Source organism: Ideonella sp. A 288, assembly GCF_002198735.1.
Classification (GTDB): Bacteria; Pseudomonadota; Gammaproteobacteria; order Burkholderiales; family Burkholderiaceae_C; genus Pseudaquabacterium.
In genome coordinates, this window is record NZ_MWLO01000099.1 from 25,365 (window position 1) to 38,512 (window position 13,148).

The following is a 13,148-nucleotide window of genomic DNA, read 5'->3' on the forward strand; positions in this document are numbered from 1 at the left end:
CGTGCTGGGTCACCTGGCGGTGATGGTCTATGCCGTGCGCGGCGGGCTCAGCGCGGCCGAAATCCTGGGGCGCACCCGCGGCAGCTGGGCCTTCGGCGCGTTCTATGCCGGCTTCGTCGTGGCCTGCGCCGTGCACGTGCCGGTGGGCCTGGCCAACATCGCGCGCGAATGGGGCGGGCTGGGCGAAGCGTCTGCCGCCTGGCTGTCGCGCGCCGCCGCGCTGGTGCTGCTGGTGCTGGGGCTGCGCGCCGTGGTCGCCGTGTGCTGGGGGGCTCCATGAGTCGCCCGATGACGCGCCGCATCGACCGACGCGCCCGTGCGCACCCAGCCTACTGGGCCTTCCTGGTGCACCGCCTGTCGGGCCTGGGCCTGGCCCTCTTCCTGCCACTGCATTTCTGGGCGCTGGGCCAGGCGCTGCAGGGCGCCGCGGCGCTGGACGGCTTCCTGCGCCTGGCCGACCAGCCCTTGTTCAAGTTCGCCGAATGGGGCCTGGTGGTGCTGCTGTCGCTGCACCTGGCCGGCGGCGTGCGGCTGCTGCTGATCGAGTTCGGCAGCGCCTCGGGCCTGCGCAAGGACTGGATCGCCGGTGCCGTGGCGTTCGCCGCCGCCGCCGGCATGGCCTTCGCGCTGTCGTTGCTGGCCTGAAAGACTGCCTTTCCCGCTTCACCCATCACAAGACCGGAGACCTGCCCATGACACCCCAACGCCGATCGGCCCTGAGCCTGCTCGCCGCCGCCGCCCTGGCCACCCTCGTCGGACCGGCGCTCGCACAGGACGGCTGGCCGACCAAACCCGTGCGCATGGTGGTGCCCTTTGCACCCGGCGGCTCCACCGACGTGATCGCCCGCATGGTGGGGCAGAAGCTGTCGGCGCTGTGGGGCCAGTCGGTGGTCATCGAGAACCGCGCCGGCGCCGGCGGCAACGTGGGCGCCGACGTGGTGGCCAAGTCGGCGGCCGACGGCCACACGCTGCTTTTCGCGTCGGGCAGCATCACCATCAACCCGGCGCTGTACAAGCGCATGCCCTTCGACACCAAGAAGGACCTGGTGCCCATCACCAACGTGGCCCAGGGCCCGATGCTGGTGGTGGTGCCCGAGGCCTCGCCGGCCAAGAGCCTGAACGACCTGATCGCGCTGGCCAAGGCCAAGCCGGGGTCGGTCAACTTCGGCTCGGCCGGCGTGGGCAGCCAGGTGCACATGGCGGCCGAGAACTTCGCCGACGCGGCGGGCATCGACATCAGCCACGTGCCCTACAAGGGCGAGGCGCCGGCCTACACCGACCTGATCGGCGGCCAGACGCAGATGATGGTGGGCAACTTCGCGGCCGCCTCGGCGCTGCTGGGCAATGGCCGGCTGCGCGCGCTGGCCGTCACCAGCACCGCCCGCTCGCCGCTGCTGCCCGACGTGCCCACCGTGGCCGAGAGCGGCCTGCCGGGCTTCGAGAACATCGGCTGGTTCGGCCTGCTGGCCCCTGCCGGCACGCCGGCCGAGGTGCTGGCCAAGGTGCAACGCGACACCGCCAAGGTGCTGGCCGAGACCGAGACCAAGGCGCGCCTGTACGTGCAGGGCATGGTGCCGGTGGGCAACGCCACCGCAGACTTCGCCAAGGCGATGGACGCCGAGATGCTGCGTTGGGCCACGGTGGTGAAGAACCGCAAGCTCGTCGCCAACTGACACGCCAGCCGAGGCCGCGATGAAGATCGACCTGCAGGCGGTGGAAGACGCCGCCAAGACGCTGTACATCCGCGCGCTCAAGGTCCTGCCGCCGGACATCAAGGCCGGCTTCGGGCAGCTGCAGGGCCGCGAGACCGGCGCCACCGCGCGCCAAATGCTGGCCACGATGGTGACCAACATCGAGGTCGCCGAAGCCACCGACAACCTGCTGTGCCAGGACACCGGCGTGCCGATCTACAACCTGCGCATCGGCCGCGGCGTGCAGGTCGACGGCCATGCGCTCGTGCAGGCCATCCGCCGCGGCTGCGAGCGTGCCACGCGCGAGTACCCGCTGCGCAGCTCGGTGGTGCACCCGCTGACGCGGCAGAACGAGCACACCTCCTGCGGCATCGGCGTGCCGGTGATCCACGTCGACTTCAGCGACGCGCCCGAGGTGCTGGAGATCGAGATGATCCCCAAGGGCAGCGGCTCCGAGAACAACTCGTTCCTGAAGATGGCCATCCCGGCCGAGGGCATCGACGCGATCAAGACCTTCGTCGTCGACTGCGTGCTGGCCGCCGGCGGCAAGACCTGCCCGCCGACGATCGTCGGCGTGGGCCTGGGCGGCACGTCCGACCTGGTGGTGGCGCTGGCCAAGCGCGCCGCCACGCGGCCGCTGGGCAGCCACTGTGCCGACCCGCAGGGCGCCGCGCTCGAGGCACAGCTGTCGGCGGCGGTGAACCAGCTCGGCGTCGGCCCGCAGGGCCTGGGCGGCGATGCCACCGCGTTCGCGGTGCACATCGAGCTGGCGGCCACGCACATCACGATGAACCCGATCGCGGTGAACATGCAGTGCCACTCGGCGCGGCGGGCCCGCGCCACCTTCACGCCGTCGGGCGTGGCCTACGGCTTCTAGGATCACGCAAATGGCCCACCACGAACTCGAGATGCCGGTGACCGAGGCGCAGGTGCGCGCGCTGCACGTCAACGACACCGTCACGCTGCAGCGCACGCTGTTCGGCATCCGCGACGCCACGCAGATCCACCTGTTCGACCGTGGCCGCAGCACCCGCTTCGACCTGCGCGGCCACGCCGTCATCCACACCGCGCCGAACGTCAAGAAGGTGGACCCCAGCGAGGCGCACCCGGCCGGCTACCAGCCGATCTGCATCGGCACCACCACATCCGACCGCATGGAGCGCTTCACCCGGCCGCTGATGACGCAGATGGGCGTGCGCCTGATCGTCGGCAAGGGCGGACTGCGCGAGGCCTCGGCCGAGGCCTTCCGCGAACTCGGCGGCGCCTACCTCGCGATCGTGGGAGGCACCGCGGCACTGGAGACCACCTGGATCGAGCAGATCGAGGCGGCGGACCTGGACGACCTGAACCCCGAATCGCTGTGGCGCTTCCGCATCCGCAACTTCGGCCCGCTGCTGGTGGCCATGGACAGCCACGGCGGCAGCCTCTACAGCGTGGTGCGCGACGAGGCGCAGTCGCGCCGCGCCGCGGTGCTGGCCGGGCTGGGGGTGAAGGCGTGATGGACACGACCATCCGGCGCCTGCAGACGGACGTGCTGATCCTGGGCTCCGGCGGCGCCGGCCTGTTCGCCGCGCTGCATGCGCACCAGACCGCGCCCGAGCTGAAGATCACCGTCGCGGTGAAGGGCCTGCTGGGCAAGTGCGGCTGCACGCGCATGGTCCAGGGCGGCTACAACGTGGCGCTGGCGCCGGGCGACTCGGTCGAGCGCCACTTCATGGACACCATCGACGGCAGCAAGTGGCTGGCCGACCAGGACCTGGCCTGGACGCTGGTGAGCACTGCCATCGAGCGCATCCACGAACTCGAGAACGAACTGGGCTGCTTCTTCGACCGCAACCCCGATGGCAGCGTGCACCAGAAGGCCTTCGCCGGCCAGACCTTCGACCGCACGGTGCACAAGGGCGACCTGACCGGCATCGAGATCATCAACCGCCTGTCCGAGCAGGTGTGGTCGCGCGGCATCGCCCGGCTCGAGGAGCACCGCGCCGTCGAACTGGTCAAGACCGCCGACGGCCATGCGCTGGCCGGCGTGCTGATGATCGACATGCGCGACGGCGGCTTCGTCTTCGTGCAGGCGCGGGCGGTGCTGCTGGCCACCGGCGGCGGGCCGACGATGTACAAGTACCACACGCCGTCCGGCGACAAGAGCTGCGACGGCCTGGCCATGGCGCTGCGCGCCGGGCTGGGCCTGCGCGACATGGAGATGGTGCAGTTCCACCCCACCGGCCTCCTGGCCGGCACCGGCACGCGCATGACCGGCACGGTGCTCGAGGAAGGCCTGCGCGGCTCGGGCGGCTACCTGCTGAACGGCGCGAAGCAGCGCTTCATGGACCGCTACGACCCGCGGCTGGAACGCGCCACGCGCGACATCGTCTCGCGCTCGATCTTCACCGAGATGCGCGAGGGCCGCACCTCGCCCAACGGCGGCGTCTACATCCAAATGGAACACCTGGGCCCCGACAACGTGCGCCGACAGTTCAAGGGCATGGTCGAACGCTGCGCCGATTGCGGCTTCGACCTGGCCGCCGGCCTGGTCGAGGTGGTGCCCACCGCACACTACATGATGGGCGGCGTGGTCTTCCGGGCCGACTGCAGCACGGCGCTGACGGGCCTGTTCGCCGCCGGCGAAGACACCGGCGGCGTGCACGGCGCCAACCGCCTGGGCGGCAACGGCGTGGCCAACTCCACCGTCTTCGGCGGCATCGCCGGCGACAGCATGGCCGCCTGGGTGAAGCGCGAAGGCCGCTGGCGCGAGCCCGACGAGGCGGCGCTGTCGCACAGCCGCGCCTGGCACGAGCGCCCCTTCCAGCAGCCGGCCGCATCGCTGGAGCCCATCCGCGAAGCCCTGTTCGACTGCATGTGGCAGGACGTGGGCATCCTGCGCACCGCCGACGGCCTGCGGCGCGCGCTGCACACGCTGGGCGAGCTCGACGCGCAGCTGGCCCGCACCGGTGTGGCCGACGGCGACCGGGCCTTCCAACTCGGCTGGCACGACTGGCTGAACCTGCGCAACCTGATCGCCACCAGCCGCGTCATCGCCACGTCGGCGCTGGCCCGCGAGGATTCGCGCGGCGCGCACTTCCGCGAAGACTTTCCGCTCACCGGCGACCTGCCCACCTCGACCTACCAGGTGGTGACCCAGCACGGCGACGGCCTGTCGCTGGCCCGCGAGCCGGTGCGCTTCACCCGCGTGGCGCCGGGACAGTCGCTGCTCGACGACACGGCCACCGGCGCGCCGGCCGGCCACGCCGCTTGACCGAACTGTCCTGGCCCGATCTCGCGGCCGCGGCCGCGACGATCACGCTGGCCTACACGGTGTTCGGCTTCGGCGGCTTCGGCGCCAACCTGGTGGCGCTGCCGCTGCTGGCGCATGTGATGACGCTGCGCTTCGCGGTGCCGATGCTGCTGGTGCTCGACCTGTTCTCGGCCGGCCTGATGGGCCTGAAGAACCGGCCGCTCATCGAGCGCGCCGAACTGCTGCGCCTGGTGCCGTGGCTGCTGGTCGGCATGGGCCTGGGCGTGGTACTGCTGCAGCATGCGCAGGAGCGGTGGCTGCTGGCGGTGCTGGGCGCCTCGGTGCTGGCCTATGCGCTGTGGAGCCTGTTCGGCCACGCCGACCCGGCGCCGCTGTCGACGCGCTGGGCCGTCCCGGCCGGCCTGGTGGGCGGGGTGTACTCGTCGATGTTCGGCACCGGCGGGCCGGTGTACACGCTGTACTTCGCCCGGCGCATCCACGACACGGCCCGGCTGCGCGCCACCATCGGCGCGCTGATCCTGGGCTCGGCCGTGGTGCGGCTGGTGCTGTTCACCGGCAGCGGCTTCTACGCCCAGCCCGGGCTGGTGAAGCTGGCGCTGGTGCTGGTGCCCTGCGCGGTGCTGGGCTACCTAATCGGCAGCCGGCTGCACGCGCGCGTGCCGCAGGCGCAGGTGCGCCGGGTGATCTGGGCGCTGCTGGCCTTCAGCGGCGCCAGCCTGCTGTGGCGGGGCTGGCAGGCCGGGTGACGCGGGCGGCGGCCGTGTGCCGCCGGCGGGTCGTTTCACGCTAACCTACCCGCCCACCACGAGCCAATGCCGAGAAGCGTCCCGATGACTGCCCCTGCCCGCGTGCTGCCCAGCGATGCCCTGTTCGACCCCGAAGAGGCGGCCCGGCCGCACCTGCCGGTCTGCGACCACTACTGCGGCGTCGAGCTGCGCATGCGCAAGGCGCTGCAGTTGCAGGCCGAGATGGGCCCGGTGTTCGATATCACGCTCGACTGCGAGGACGGCGCGCCGGTGGGCGGCGAGGCCGAGCATGCGGCGATGGTGGCCGACATCGCGCTGTCGGCCGACAACCGCTTCGGCCGCGTCGCGGCGCGGGTGCACCCGTTCGACCACCCCAGCTTCGCCGCCGACGTGGAGACGCTGGTCGGCCGCGCCGGCGACCGCCTGGCCTTCGTGATGCTGCCCAAGCCGCGCCACCTGGCCGACGTGCAGCAGGCCATCGCCCACATCGAGCACGTGGCCCGCGTGCACGGCCGCGGCGCCGCGCTGCCGGTGCATGCGCTGGTCGAGACCCACGGCGCGCTGCGCGACGTGCAGGCCATCGCCGCGCTGCCGCGCATCGAATCGCTGTCGTTCGGGCTGATGGACTTCGTCTCGGCGCACCGCGGCGCCATCCCCAAGTCGGGCATGAGCGCCCGAGGGCAATTCGAGCACCCTCTGGTGGTGCGCGCCAAGCTCGAGATCTCGGCCGCCTGCCATGGCGCTGGCAAGGTGCCCTCGCACTGCGTGGTCACCGAGTTCAAGGACGCCGCGGCGCTGCAGGCCGCCGCCACGCGCGCCGCGCGCGAGTTCGGTTACACCCGCATGTGGAGCATCCACCCGGCGCAGATCCAGCCCATCGTCGATGCCTTCGCGCCCAGCGTGGCGGAGGTCGACGAGGCCATCGAGATCATCGCCGCGGCCCAGGCCGCGCAGTGGGCACCCATCCGCCACCGCGACACCCTGCACGACCGCGCCAGCTACCGCTACTTCTGGCAGGTGATCGAGCGCGCGCGGCGCACCGGGCAGCCGTTGCCGGCGCAGGCGATGGAGGCCTTCTTCGGCGTGCTGCCGGTCTGATCGGGGGCCGCGACACGCCCGGCGGATCGTCGGGCTGCGCCGGGCAGCCACCAGAACCGCGCGCGCTTGCCGGTGGTTGCAGTCCGGGGCCAGTCCTTACGCCGCAGCGGTGGCGGGGCGCGCACAATCGGCCTCTTCGCACCGACGCCCGCCACGATGAACGCCACCGCCCTGCGCCCGATCGCCACCCTGCTCTGTTCGATGGCCCTCGGGCTGCCCGTGGCCGTGCTGGCCGCCGATGCCGCCCCGGCGGGTGCCAAGCCCGTGGCCAAGGCGGCATCCAAGCCCAGCGCATCGCGCCAGCAGCTCAACAACAAGGCCAAGGGGCTGGCCCTGGCCACCACCACGGTGCAACGCATCAGCGACGCGCAGCTCGAAGTGGCCAACCGCGTGCTCACCGGCACCGCCGACTGCGAGTTCAACCAGAAGGTCAGCGTCAACTCGGTGAGCGGCCAGCCGGGCCACTTCAAGGTGGGCTTCAAGAAGGCCACCTACACGATGGTGCCCGAGGAAACCACCACCGGCGCAGTGCGGCTCGAGGACAAGAAGGCCGGCGTCGTCTGGCTGCAGATCCCCGCCAAGTCGATGCTGATGAACGCCCGCATCGGCCAGCGCATGGTCGACGCCTGCCAGCATTCCGAACAGCGCGCGGCCACCGCCGCGGTCGAGGCCGCCGGCGGCGCCAGCGCCCCGGCCATGCTGCGCAACTGACGGCCGCGGCGCCGGCCTGCCGCACGGCCCCGAGGGCCACCGCGGCAGCTTGCACGCCGTCCGCGCCTCGGCGCGGCGATTCAAGAGTGCGGCCGGCAGGCCGAAAACCCTGCGTGGACCGGGCCCTTGCCCGCGTCCTCAGCGCACGGGCGCGCCCCCCGATATGCTGCGCCGCAGCATCATCGATGCGCCCACTCCTCCACCTGCCGAAACCCCGTTCATGATCAACATCATCCTGGCCGCCGTGCCGCTCTTGTTCGCCACCGGTTCGCTCGTCTGGACCATGACCAGTGGCGCCCGCGCCCAGGCCCGTTCGGACGAATGGGCCGCGCAGTGGATGCGAGACAACGGCTGATCCCAGCCTGACAACCCTGCAAAGCCCGCGTCCCGCGGGCTTTTTTTCGCCCCGGAATGTTGCGCTGCGCCACAATCCCCCGCGATGGAGCCGCCAGGGGCAAAAAGCGCTTGGCAAGTCTTATATAAGACATAAAATATGGGACTAACCCTGAGTCTTCCCCCACGTCCACCGACCGCCTGACAGGAGCCCCCGAAATGCTGCAAGCCTATCGCCAACACGTGGCCGAGCGCGCTGCCCTCGGCATTCCCCCGCTGCCGCTGACCGCCCAGCAGACCGCCGAAGTCGTCGAGCTGATCAAGAACCCGCCGGCCGGCGAGGACGCCTTCCTGCTGGATCTGCTCACGCACCGCGTGCCCCCGGGCGTGGACGACGCCGCCAAGGTCAAGGCCAGCTTCCTGTCGGCCGTGGCGCACGGTGACCTGTCGGTCGCCCTCATCTCCAAGGCCAAGGCCACCGAGCTGCTGGGTACCATGGTGGGCGGCTACAACGTCAAGCCGCTGATCGACCTGCTCGACGACCAGGACGTGGCAGGCGTGGCCGCCGCGGCGCTGAAGAAGACGCTGCTGATGTTCGACTTCTTCCACGACGTGGCCGAGAAGGCCAAGGCCGGCAACGCCTACGCGCACGCTGTGGTCAAGAGCTGGGCCGACGCCGAGTGGTTCACCTCGCGCCCCGAAGTGGCCCAGAAGATCACCGTCAGCGTGTTCAAGGTCACCGGCGAAACCAACACCGACGACCTGTCGCCCGCGCCCGACGCCTGGAGCCGCCCCGACATCCCGCTGCACTATCTGGCGATGCTGAAGAACGCCCGCCCCGGCATCACGCCCGAAGAAGACGGCAAGCGCGGCCCGATGAAGTTCATCGAGGAGCTGAAGCAGAAGGGTCACCTGGTCGCCTATGTGGGCGACGTGGTCGGCACCGGCTCCAGCCGCAAGAGCGCCACCAACAGCATCATCTGGGGCTTCGGCGAAGACATCCCATTTGTTCCCAACAAGAGGTTTGGCGGCGTCACCCTGGGCGGCAAGATCGCCCCGATCTTCTTCAACACGCAGGAAGACTCCGGCGCGCTGCCGATCGAGGTCGACGTGTCGGCCTTCGACATGGGCGACGTGATCGACGTCTACCCCTATGAGGGCAAGATCGAGAAGGCCGGCAAGGTGGCCGCCGAGTTCAAGCTCAAGAGCGACGTGCTGTTCGACGAAGTGCGCGCCGGCGGCCGCATCAACCTGATCATCGGCCGTTCGCTCACCGCCAAGGCGCGCGAGTTCCTCGACCTGCCTGCCTCCACCGTGTTCCGCCTGCCGCAGCCGCCCGCCGCCACGACGGCCGGCTTCACGCTGGCGCAGAAGATGGTGGGCCGCGCCTGCGGCCTGCCGGAAGGCCAGGGCGTGCGCCCGGGCACCTACTGCGAACCGAAGATGACCACCGTCGGCAGCCAGGACACCACCGGCCCGATGACCCGCGACGAGCTGAAGGACCTGGCCTGCCTGGGCTTCAGCGCCGACCTGGTGATGCAGAGCTTCTGCCACACCGCGGCCTACCCGAAGCCGGTGGACGTCAAGACCCACCGCGAGCTGCCGGCCTTCATCAGCAGCCGCGGCGGTGTCTCGCTGCGCCCAGGTGACGGCGTGATCCACAGCTGGCTCAACCGCCTGCTGCTGCCCGACACCGTGGGCACCGGTGGCGACAGCCACACCCGCTTCCCGATCGGCATCAGCTTCCCGGCCGGCTCGGGCCTGGTGGCCTTCGGCGCGGCCACCGGCGTGATGCCGCTGGACATGCCCGAATCGGTGCTGGTGCGCTTCAAGGGCACCATGCAGCCCGGCATCACGCTGCGCGACCTTGTGCACGCGATCCCCTACTACGCCATCAAGCAGGGCCTGCTCACCGTGGCCAAGGCCGGCAAGGTGAACGCCTTCTCGGGCCGCATCCTCGAGATCGAAGGCCTGCCCGACCTGAAGGTGGAACAGGCGTTCGAACTCAGCGACGCCTCGGCCGAGCGCTCGGCCGCCGGCTGCACGGTCAAGCTGAACCCGGCCCCGATCAAGGAGTACCTCACCAGCAACGTCGTGCTGATGAAGAACATGATCGCCGATGGCTATGCGGACGCCCGCACCCTGGCCCGCCGCATCGAGAAGGTCGAGGCCTGGCTGGCCAACCCCAACCTGCTCGAGGCCGACAAGGACGCCGAGTACGCCGAGGTCATCGAGATCGACCTGAACGAGCTGACCGAGCCGGTGCTGTGCTGCCCCAACGACCCCGACGACGCCAAGCTGCTGTCCCAGGTGGCCGGCACCAAGATCGACGAGGTCTTCATCGGCTCGTGCATGACCAACATCGGCCACTTCCGTGCCGCCAGCAAGCTGCTCGAAGGCAAGCGCGACATCCCGGTCAAGCTGTGGCTGGCGCCGCCCACCAAGATGGACGCGCAGCAGCTCACGCAGGAGGGCCACTACGGCGTCTTCGGCGCCGCGGGTGCGCGCACCGAGATGCCCGGTTGCAGCCTGTGCATGGGCAACCAGGCCCAGGTGCGCGAAGGCGCCACCGTGGTGTCCACCAGCACGCGTAACTTCCCCAACCGCCTGGGCAAGAACACCAACGTGTACCTGGCCTCGGCCGAACTGGCCGCCATCGCGTCGAAGATCGGCCGCATCCCCACCGTGGCCGAGTACCAGGCCGACATGGCCGGCCTGAACAAGGACGGCACCAAGGTCTACAAGTACCTGAACTTCGACCAGATCGAAGAGTACGCGGACGTGGCCAAGGGTGTGACGGCCTGATCGCCGCCGCCGTGCCGCGCTGACGGCGCAGCACCAAGCAGCCACACAGGCCCGCCGGGGCAACCCGGCGGGCCTTTTCCGTTCCGGGGCCCTGCGTCGGATCAATGCGGCCCTGGCATCCGCGTCGCACAGTGACAGGCGTCGGGCCGTTCGTCCCTCGATGGAGGTACCTGCCATGCGCGCGCCAACCCGCTTCGCCCCGCCGCGCCACCGGTGCTCGCGGCGCCACTGGCTGACCCACGTCGGCGCGTGGTCGCTGGCCACCGCCGGCGGGCTGCCCGCGTCGGCCCGGGCCGCCCCCTACCCCATCACCGCCGCCGCGATGCGCGACGCGCAGGTGGCCGAGATGGGCGTGTACTACCGCTACACCGAGTTCGGCCGACGCGCGCAGCAGGAGGGCTACCGCGGCATCGCCTACCTGTTCGTCGCCTTCGCGGCGGCCGAACTGGTGCACGCCGGCAACTTCGGCCGCATCCAGGCGCGGCTGAACGTCGAGGTGGCGCCGGTGCCCAGGCCCGAGGTCAAGGCCGGCAGCACGCGCGACAACCTGATGGTGGCGGCCGACGGCGAGATCCGCTCGGTGGACGAGTACTACCCGAAACTGCTCGAGCGGGTGCGGCCCGAAGGCCATGCCGATGCCATGGCGGCGATCAACTTCGCCTGGGCCACCGAACAGCGCCACCGCGACAAGATCCGCCAGGTGCAGCGCTGGTCACCCACCTTCTTCGAGCAGGTGGCCAAGGCCATCGACAAGAAGACGGGCCAGTACCACGTGTGCCAGCTGTGCGGCTGCACGCTCCACCTGGTGCCGGCCGATGCCTGCCCGGTGTGCAAGGAGCCGCCGCGCCACTACCGGCACATCGAGCCGCCGGCGTGAGGCCCTGACTCGGCCCCCGCGGGCGGACCCGCAGCCTGTCGCGCGAGGCGCCGTCGGGCCGCGGACGCGGACATCCGGCACAGCGTCGCGGTGCCCGGCTTGGGCACAATCGCAGCCCATGGTCAATGAAGGCACAGGCGAGTCCGACACCGCCCCGACACCGCACGGCGGCGAGATCGCGATCGACGCGTCCCAGCTGCGCCCGGGCGTGCATGTGCGCCTGCCAGTCGGGTGGATCGACCACCCCTTCATGTTCAATTCGTTCGTCATCACGGACGGCACCCAGGTCAGCCAGATCCGGGCCATGAACCTGCCCACGCTGTTCAGCGACCCGGCGCGCTGCGATTCACCGCCGCTGCCGCGGTCCGAGGCGCCGGCCGCCCCCACGCCAGAGCAACTGCGCGAGCGCGCCGAACTGATCGAGCAGATGGCCCGTCAGCGCGACCAGAAACTGGCGCGCGCCAAGGTGGTCGAGGCGATGCGCGTCCGGCTCGACACCACCCGCGCCCACTACACCGCCGCGTCCCAGGCCGTCGGCAAGGCGATCGGCAGCTTCGACGCCAACGCCGAAGACAGCGTGCGCCAGGTCACCCTGGTCAGCACCGCGTCCACCTCGGTGCTGATGCAGGACGCCGACAGCGCCATCGCGCTGATCTCCGACAAGGGCCACAGCGACATCCTGCACGCGCACGCGCTGTCGGTGATGACCCTGGCGCTGCTGCTGGGCCGGCACGCCCGGCTGCCCGAGGCGGCGCTGAAGGAGATCGGCATCGCCGCGCTGCTGCACGACATCGGCAAGATCGGGCTCGACCACTCGCTGCTGCGCAAGCCCGCCCGCAGCAAGTTCGAGGACGCGATCTACCAGACCCATTGCCGCATCGGCCACGACAAGGCCGCGGCCACCGGCTTCCTGTCACGCCCCGTGCTCGACGCCATCCTGTGCCACCACGAGCGGTCGGACGGCAGCGGCTACCCCGCGGGGCTGACCGACAAGAAGATCCCGCTGGCCGCCCGGGTGATCGCCATCGCTGACCACTTCGACACGCTGACCAACCCGACCGACCCGCGCCGCGCGCTGTCGCCCTCGGAGGCGCTGGCGCGCATGTGGTCGAAGGAGCGGGCCGGCTTCGACGCCGTGCTGCTGCAGCTGTTCGTGCGCGCGATGGGGGTCTACCCGCCCGGTTCGCTGGTGCAGCTCAGCGACGGCCGCGACGGCGTGGTGGTGGCCTCGGCCGCCACCGACGCGCCGCTGCGCCCGCAGGTGCTGGTGTACGAGGCCAGGGTGCCGCGCAGCCACGCCATCATCGTCGATCTGGCCGGCGAGCCCGACCTGAAGATCGACCGCTCGCTGTCGGCCCGCGACCGGCCCGCGGACGAGCTCGACTACCTGCTGCCGCGGCGCAAGATGAGCTGGTTCCACATGCCGGGGCACTGAACCTCGGCGACGGCTCGACGCGGCGGGCTGGTGTGCCAGGCTAAGGCGGACTGTCGATCCAGGTGCCGTTCACGTTGACCGGTGCGCAGCGGGGCGCATCGGGTTTGCGGTGGGCCTCGCAGTTGACGGTGGCATCCCACATCGCGGTCTCGGGCGAACCGGCGCCCGCCACCGCGCACAAGGCCTTCGCCGTGTC

General features: G+C 70.8%; 12 protein-coding genes. All 12 read left to right on the forward strand.

Features of this window, described 5'->3' with window-relative positions; all coding sequences use genetic code 11:
- The first annotated feature begins 288 nt into the window (after window positions 1-288).
- The 12 genes from sdhC to EOINJALH_RS09530 all read left to right on the forward strand — a co-directional run bounded on the left by sdhC (window position 289) and on the right by EOINJALH_RS09530 (window position 12,952).
- Window positions 289-645: a succinate dehydrogenase, cytochrome b556 subunit gene (gene sdhC / locus EOINJALH_RS09475; protein ID WP_088280121.1), complete on the forward strand. Its 357-nt coding sequence runs from the start codon at window positions 289-291 to the stop codon at window positions 643-645.
- A gap of 47 nt (window positions 646-692) precedes the next feature.
- Complete coding sequence (locus EOINJALH_RS09480; protein ID WP_199873266.1) at window positions 693-1,673, forward strand: tripartite tricarboxylate transporter substrate binding protein; 981 nt, start codon at window positions 693-695, stop codon at window positions 1,671-1,673.
- 19 nt (window positions 1,674-1,692) lie between these two features.
- A complete protein-coding gene (locus EOINJALH_RS09485) occupies window positions 1,693-2,568 on the forward strand; it encodes a fumarate hydratase (protein ID WP_088280109.1) in 876 nt (291 codons plus the stop codon).
- A gap of 10 nt (window positions 2,569-2,578) precedes the next feature.
- Window positions 2,579-3,190 carry a fumarate hydratase C-terminal domain-containing protein gene (locus EOINJALH_RS09490; RefSeq protein WP_088280110.1) on the forward strand — a complete coding sequence of 204 codons (612 nt, stop codon included), beginning with the start codon at window positions 2,579-2,581 and terminating at the stop codon, window positions 3,188-3,190.
- Window positions 3,190-4,947, forward strand: coding sequence for an L-aspartate oxidase (locus EOINJALH_RS09495; RefSeq protein WP_088280111.1), 1,758 nt, complete (start codon window positions 3,190-3,192; stop codon window positions 4,945-4,947). The genes EOINJALH_RS09490 and EOINJALH_RS09495 overlap by 1 nt, the downstream gene beginning before the upstream one ends.
- Window positions 4,944-5,693, forward strand: a complete 750-nt coding sequence (locus EOINJALH_RS09500; RefSeq protein WP_234413751.1) for a sulfite exporter TauE/SafE family protein — start codon at window positions 4,944-4,946, stop codon at window positions 5,691-5,693. The genes EOINJALH_RS09495 and EOINJALH_RS09500 overlap by 4 nt, the downstream gene beginning before the upstream one ends.
- 84 nt (window positions 5,694-5,777) lie before the next feature.
- Window positions 5,778-6,791, forward strand: a complete 1,014-nt coding sequence (locus tag EOINJALH_RS09505; protein ID WP_088280112.1) for a CoA ester lyase — start codon at window positions 5,778-5,780, stop codon at window positions 6,789-6,791.
- Window positions 6,792-6,947: 156 nt separating this feature from the next.
- Complete coding sequence (locus tag EOINJALH_RS09510; RefSeq protein ID WP_088280113.1) at window positions 6,948-7,502, forward strand: hypothetical protein; 555 nt, start codon at window positions 6,948-6,950, stop codon at window positions 7,500-7,502.
- Window positions 7,503-7,665: 163 nt separating this feature from the next.
- Entirely contained in the window at window positions 7,666-7,857 is a 192-nt protein-coding gene (locus EOINJALH_RS09515) for a hypothetical protein (protein WP_088280114.1), read from the forward strand.
- Window positions 7,858-8,054: 197 nt separating this feature from the next.
- Window positions 8,055-10,640 (forward strand): bifunctional aconitate hydratase 2/2-methylisocitrate dehydratase, encoded by a 2,586-nt coding sequence (gene acnB / locus EOINJALH_RS09520; RefSeq protein WP_088280115.1) that lies wholly within the window; start codon window positions 8,055-8,057, stop codon window positions 10,638-10,640.
- A gap of 175 nt (window positions 10,641-10,815) precedes the next feature.
- Complete coding sequence (locus EOINJALH_RS09525; RefSeq protein ID WP_144289948.1) at window positions 10,816-11,517, forward strand: rubrerythrin family protein; 702 nt, start codon at window positions 10,816-10,818, stop codon at window positions 11,515-11,517.
- A gap of 118 nt (window positions 11,518-11,635) precedes the next feature.
- The gene (locus EOINJALH_RS09530) at window positions 11,636-12,952 is read left to right on the forward strand and encodes an HD-GYP domain-containing protein (protein ID WP_088280117.1); all 1,317 of its coding nucleotides are present in this window, start codon (window positions 11,636-11,638) and stop codon (window positions 12,950-12,952) included.
- Window positions 12,953-13,148 lie beyond the last annotated feature (196 nt).

Bases quoted from the DNA above. Each gene is read 5' to 3' on its own strand.
- sdhC (WP_088280121.1), top strand. From the start codon at position 289: ATGACGCGCCGCATCGACCGACGCGCCCGTGCGCACCCAGCCTACTGG.
- EOINJALH_RS09515 (WP_088280114.1), top strand. From the start codon at position 7,666: ATGCTGCGCCGCAGCATCATCGATGCGCCCACTCCTCCACCTGCCGAA.
- EOINJALH_RS09480 (WP_199873266.1), top strand. From the start codon at position 693: ATGACACCCCAACGCCGATCGGCCCTGAGCCTGCTCGCCGCCGCCGCC.
- acnB (WP_088280115.1), top strand. From the start codon at position 8,055: ATGCTGCAAGCCTATCGCCAACACGTGGCCGAGCGCGCTGCCCTCGGC.
- EOINJALH_RS09530 (WP_088280117.1), top strand. From the start codon at position 11,636: ATGGTCAATGAAGGCACAGGCGAGTCCGACACCGCCCCGACACCGCAC.
- EOINJALH_RS09525 (WP_144289948.1), top strand. From the start codon at position 10,816: ATGCGCGCGCCAACCCGCTTCGCCCCGCCGCGCCACCGGTGCTCGCGG.
- EOINJALH_RS09505 (WP_088280112.1), top strand. From the start codon at position 5,778: ATGACTGCCCCTGCCCGCGTGCTGCCCAGCGATGCCCTGTTCGACCCC.
- EOINJALH_RS09510 (WP_088280113.1), top strand. From the start codon at position 6,948: ATGAACGCCACCGCCCTGCGCCCGATCGCCACCCTGCTCTGTTCGATG.
- EOINJALH_RS09490 (WP_088280110.1), top strand. From the start codon at position 2,579: ATGGCCCACCACGAACTCGAGATGCCGGTGACCGAGGCGCAGGTGCGC.
- EOINJALH_RS09495 (WP_088280111.1), top strand. From the start codon at position 3,190: ATGGACACGACCATCCGGCGCCTGCAGACGGACGTGCTGATCCTGGGC.
- EOINJALH_RS09485 (WP_088280109.1), top strand. From the start codon at position 1,693: ATGAAGATCGACCTGCAGGCGGTGGAAGACGCCGCCAAGACGCTGTAC.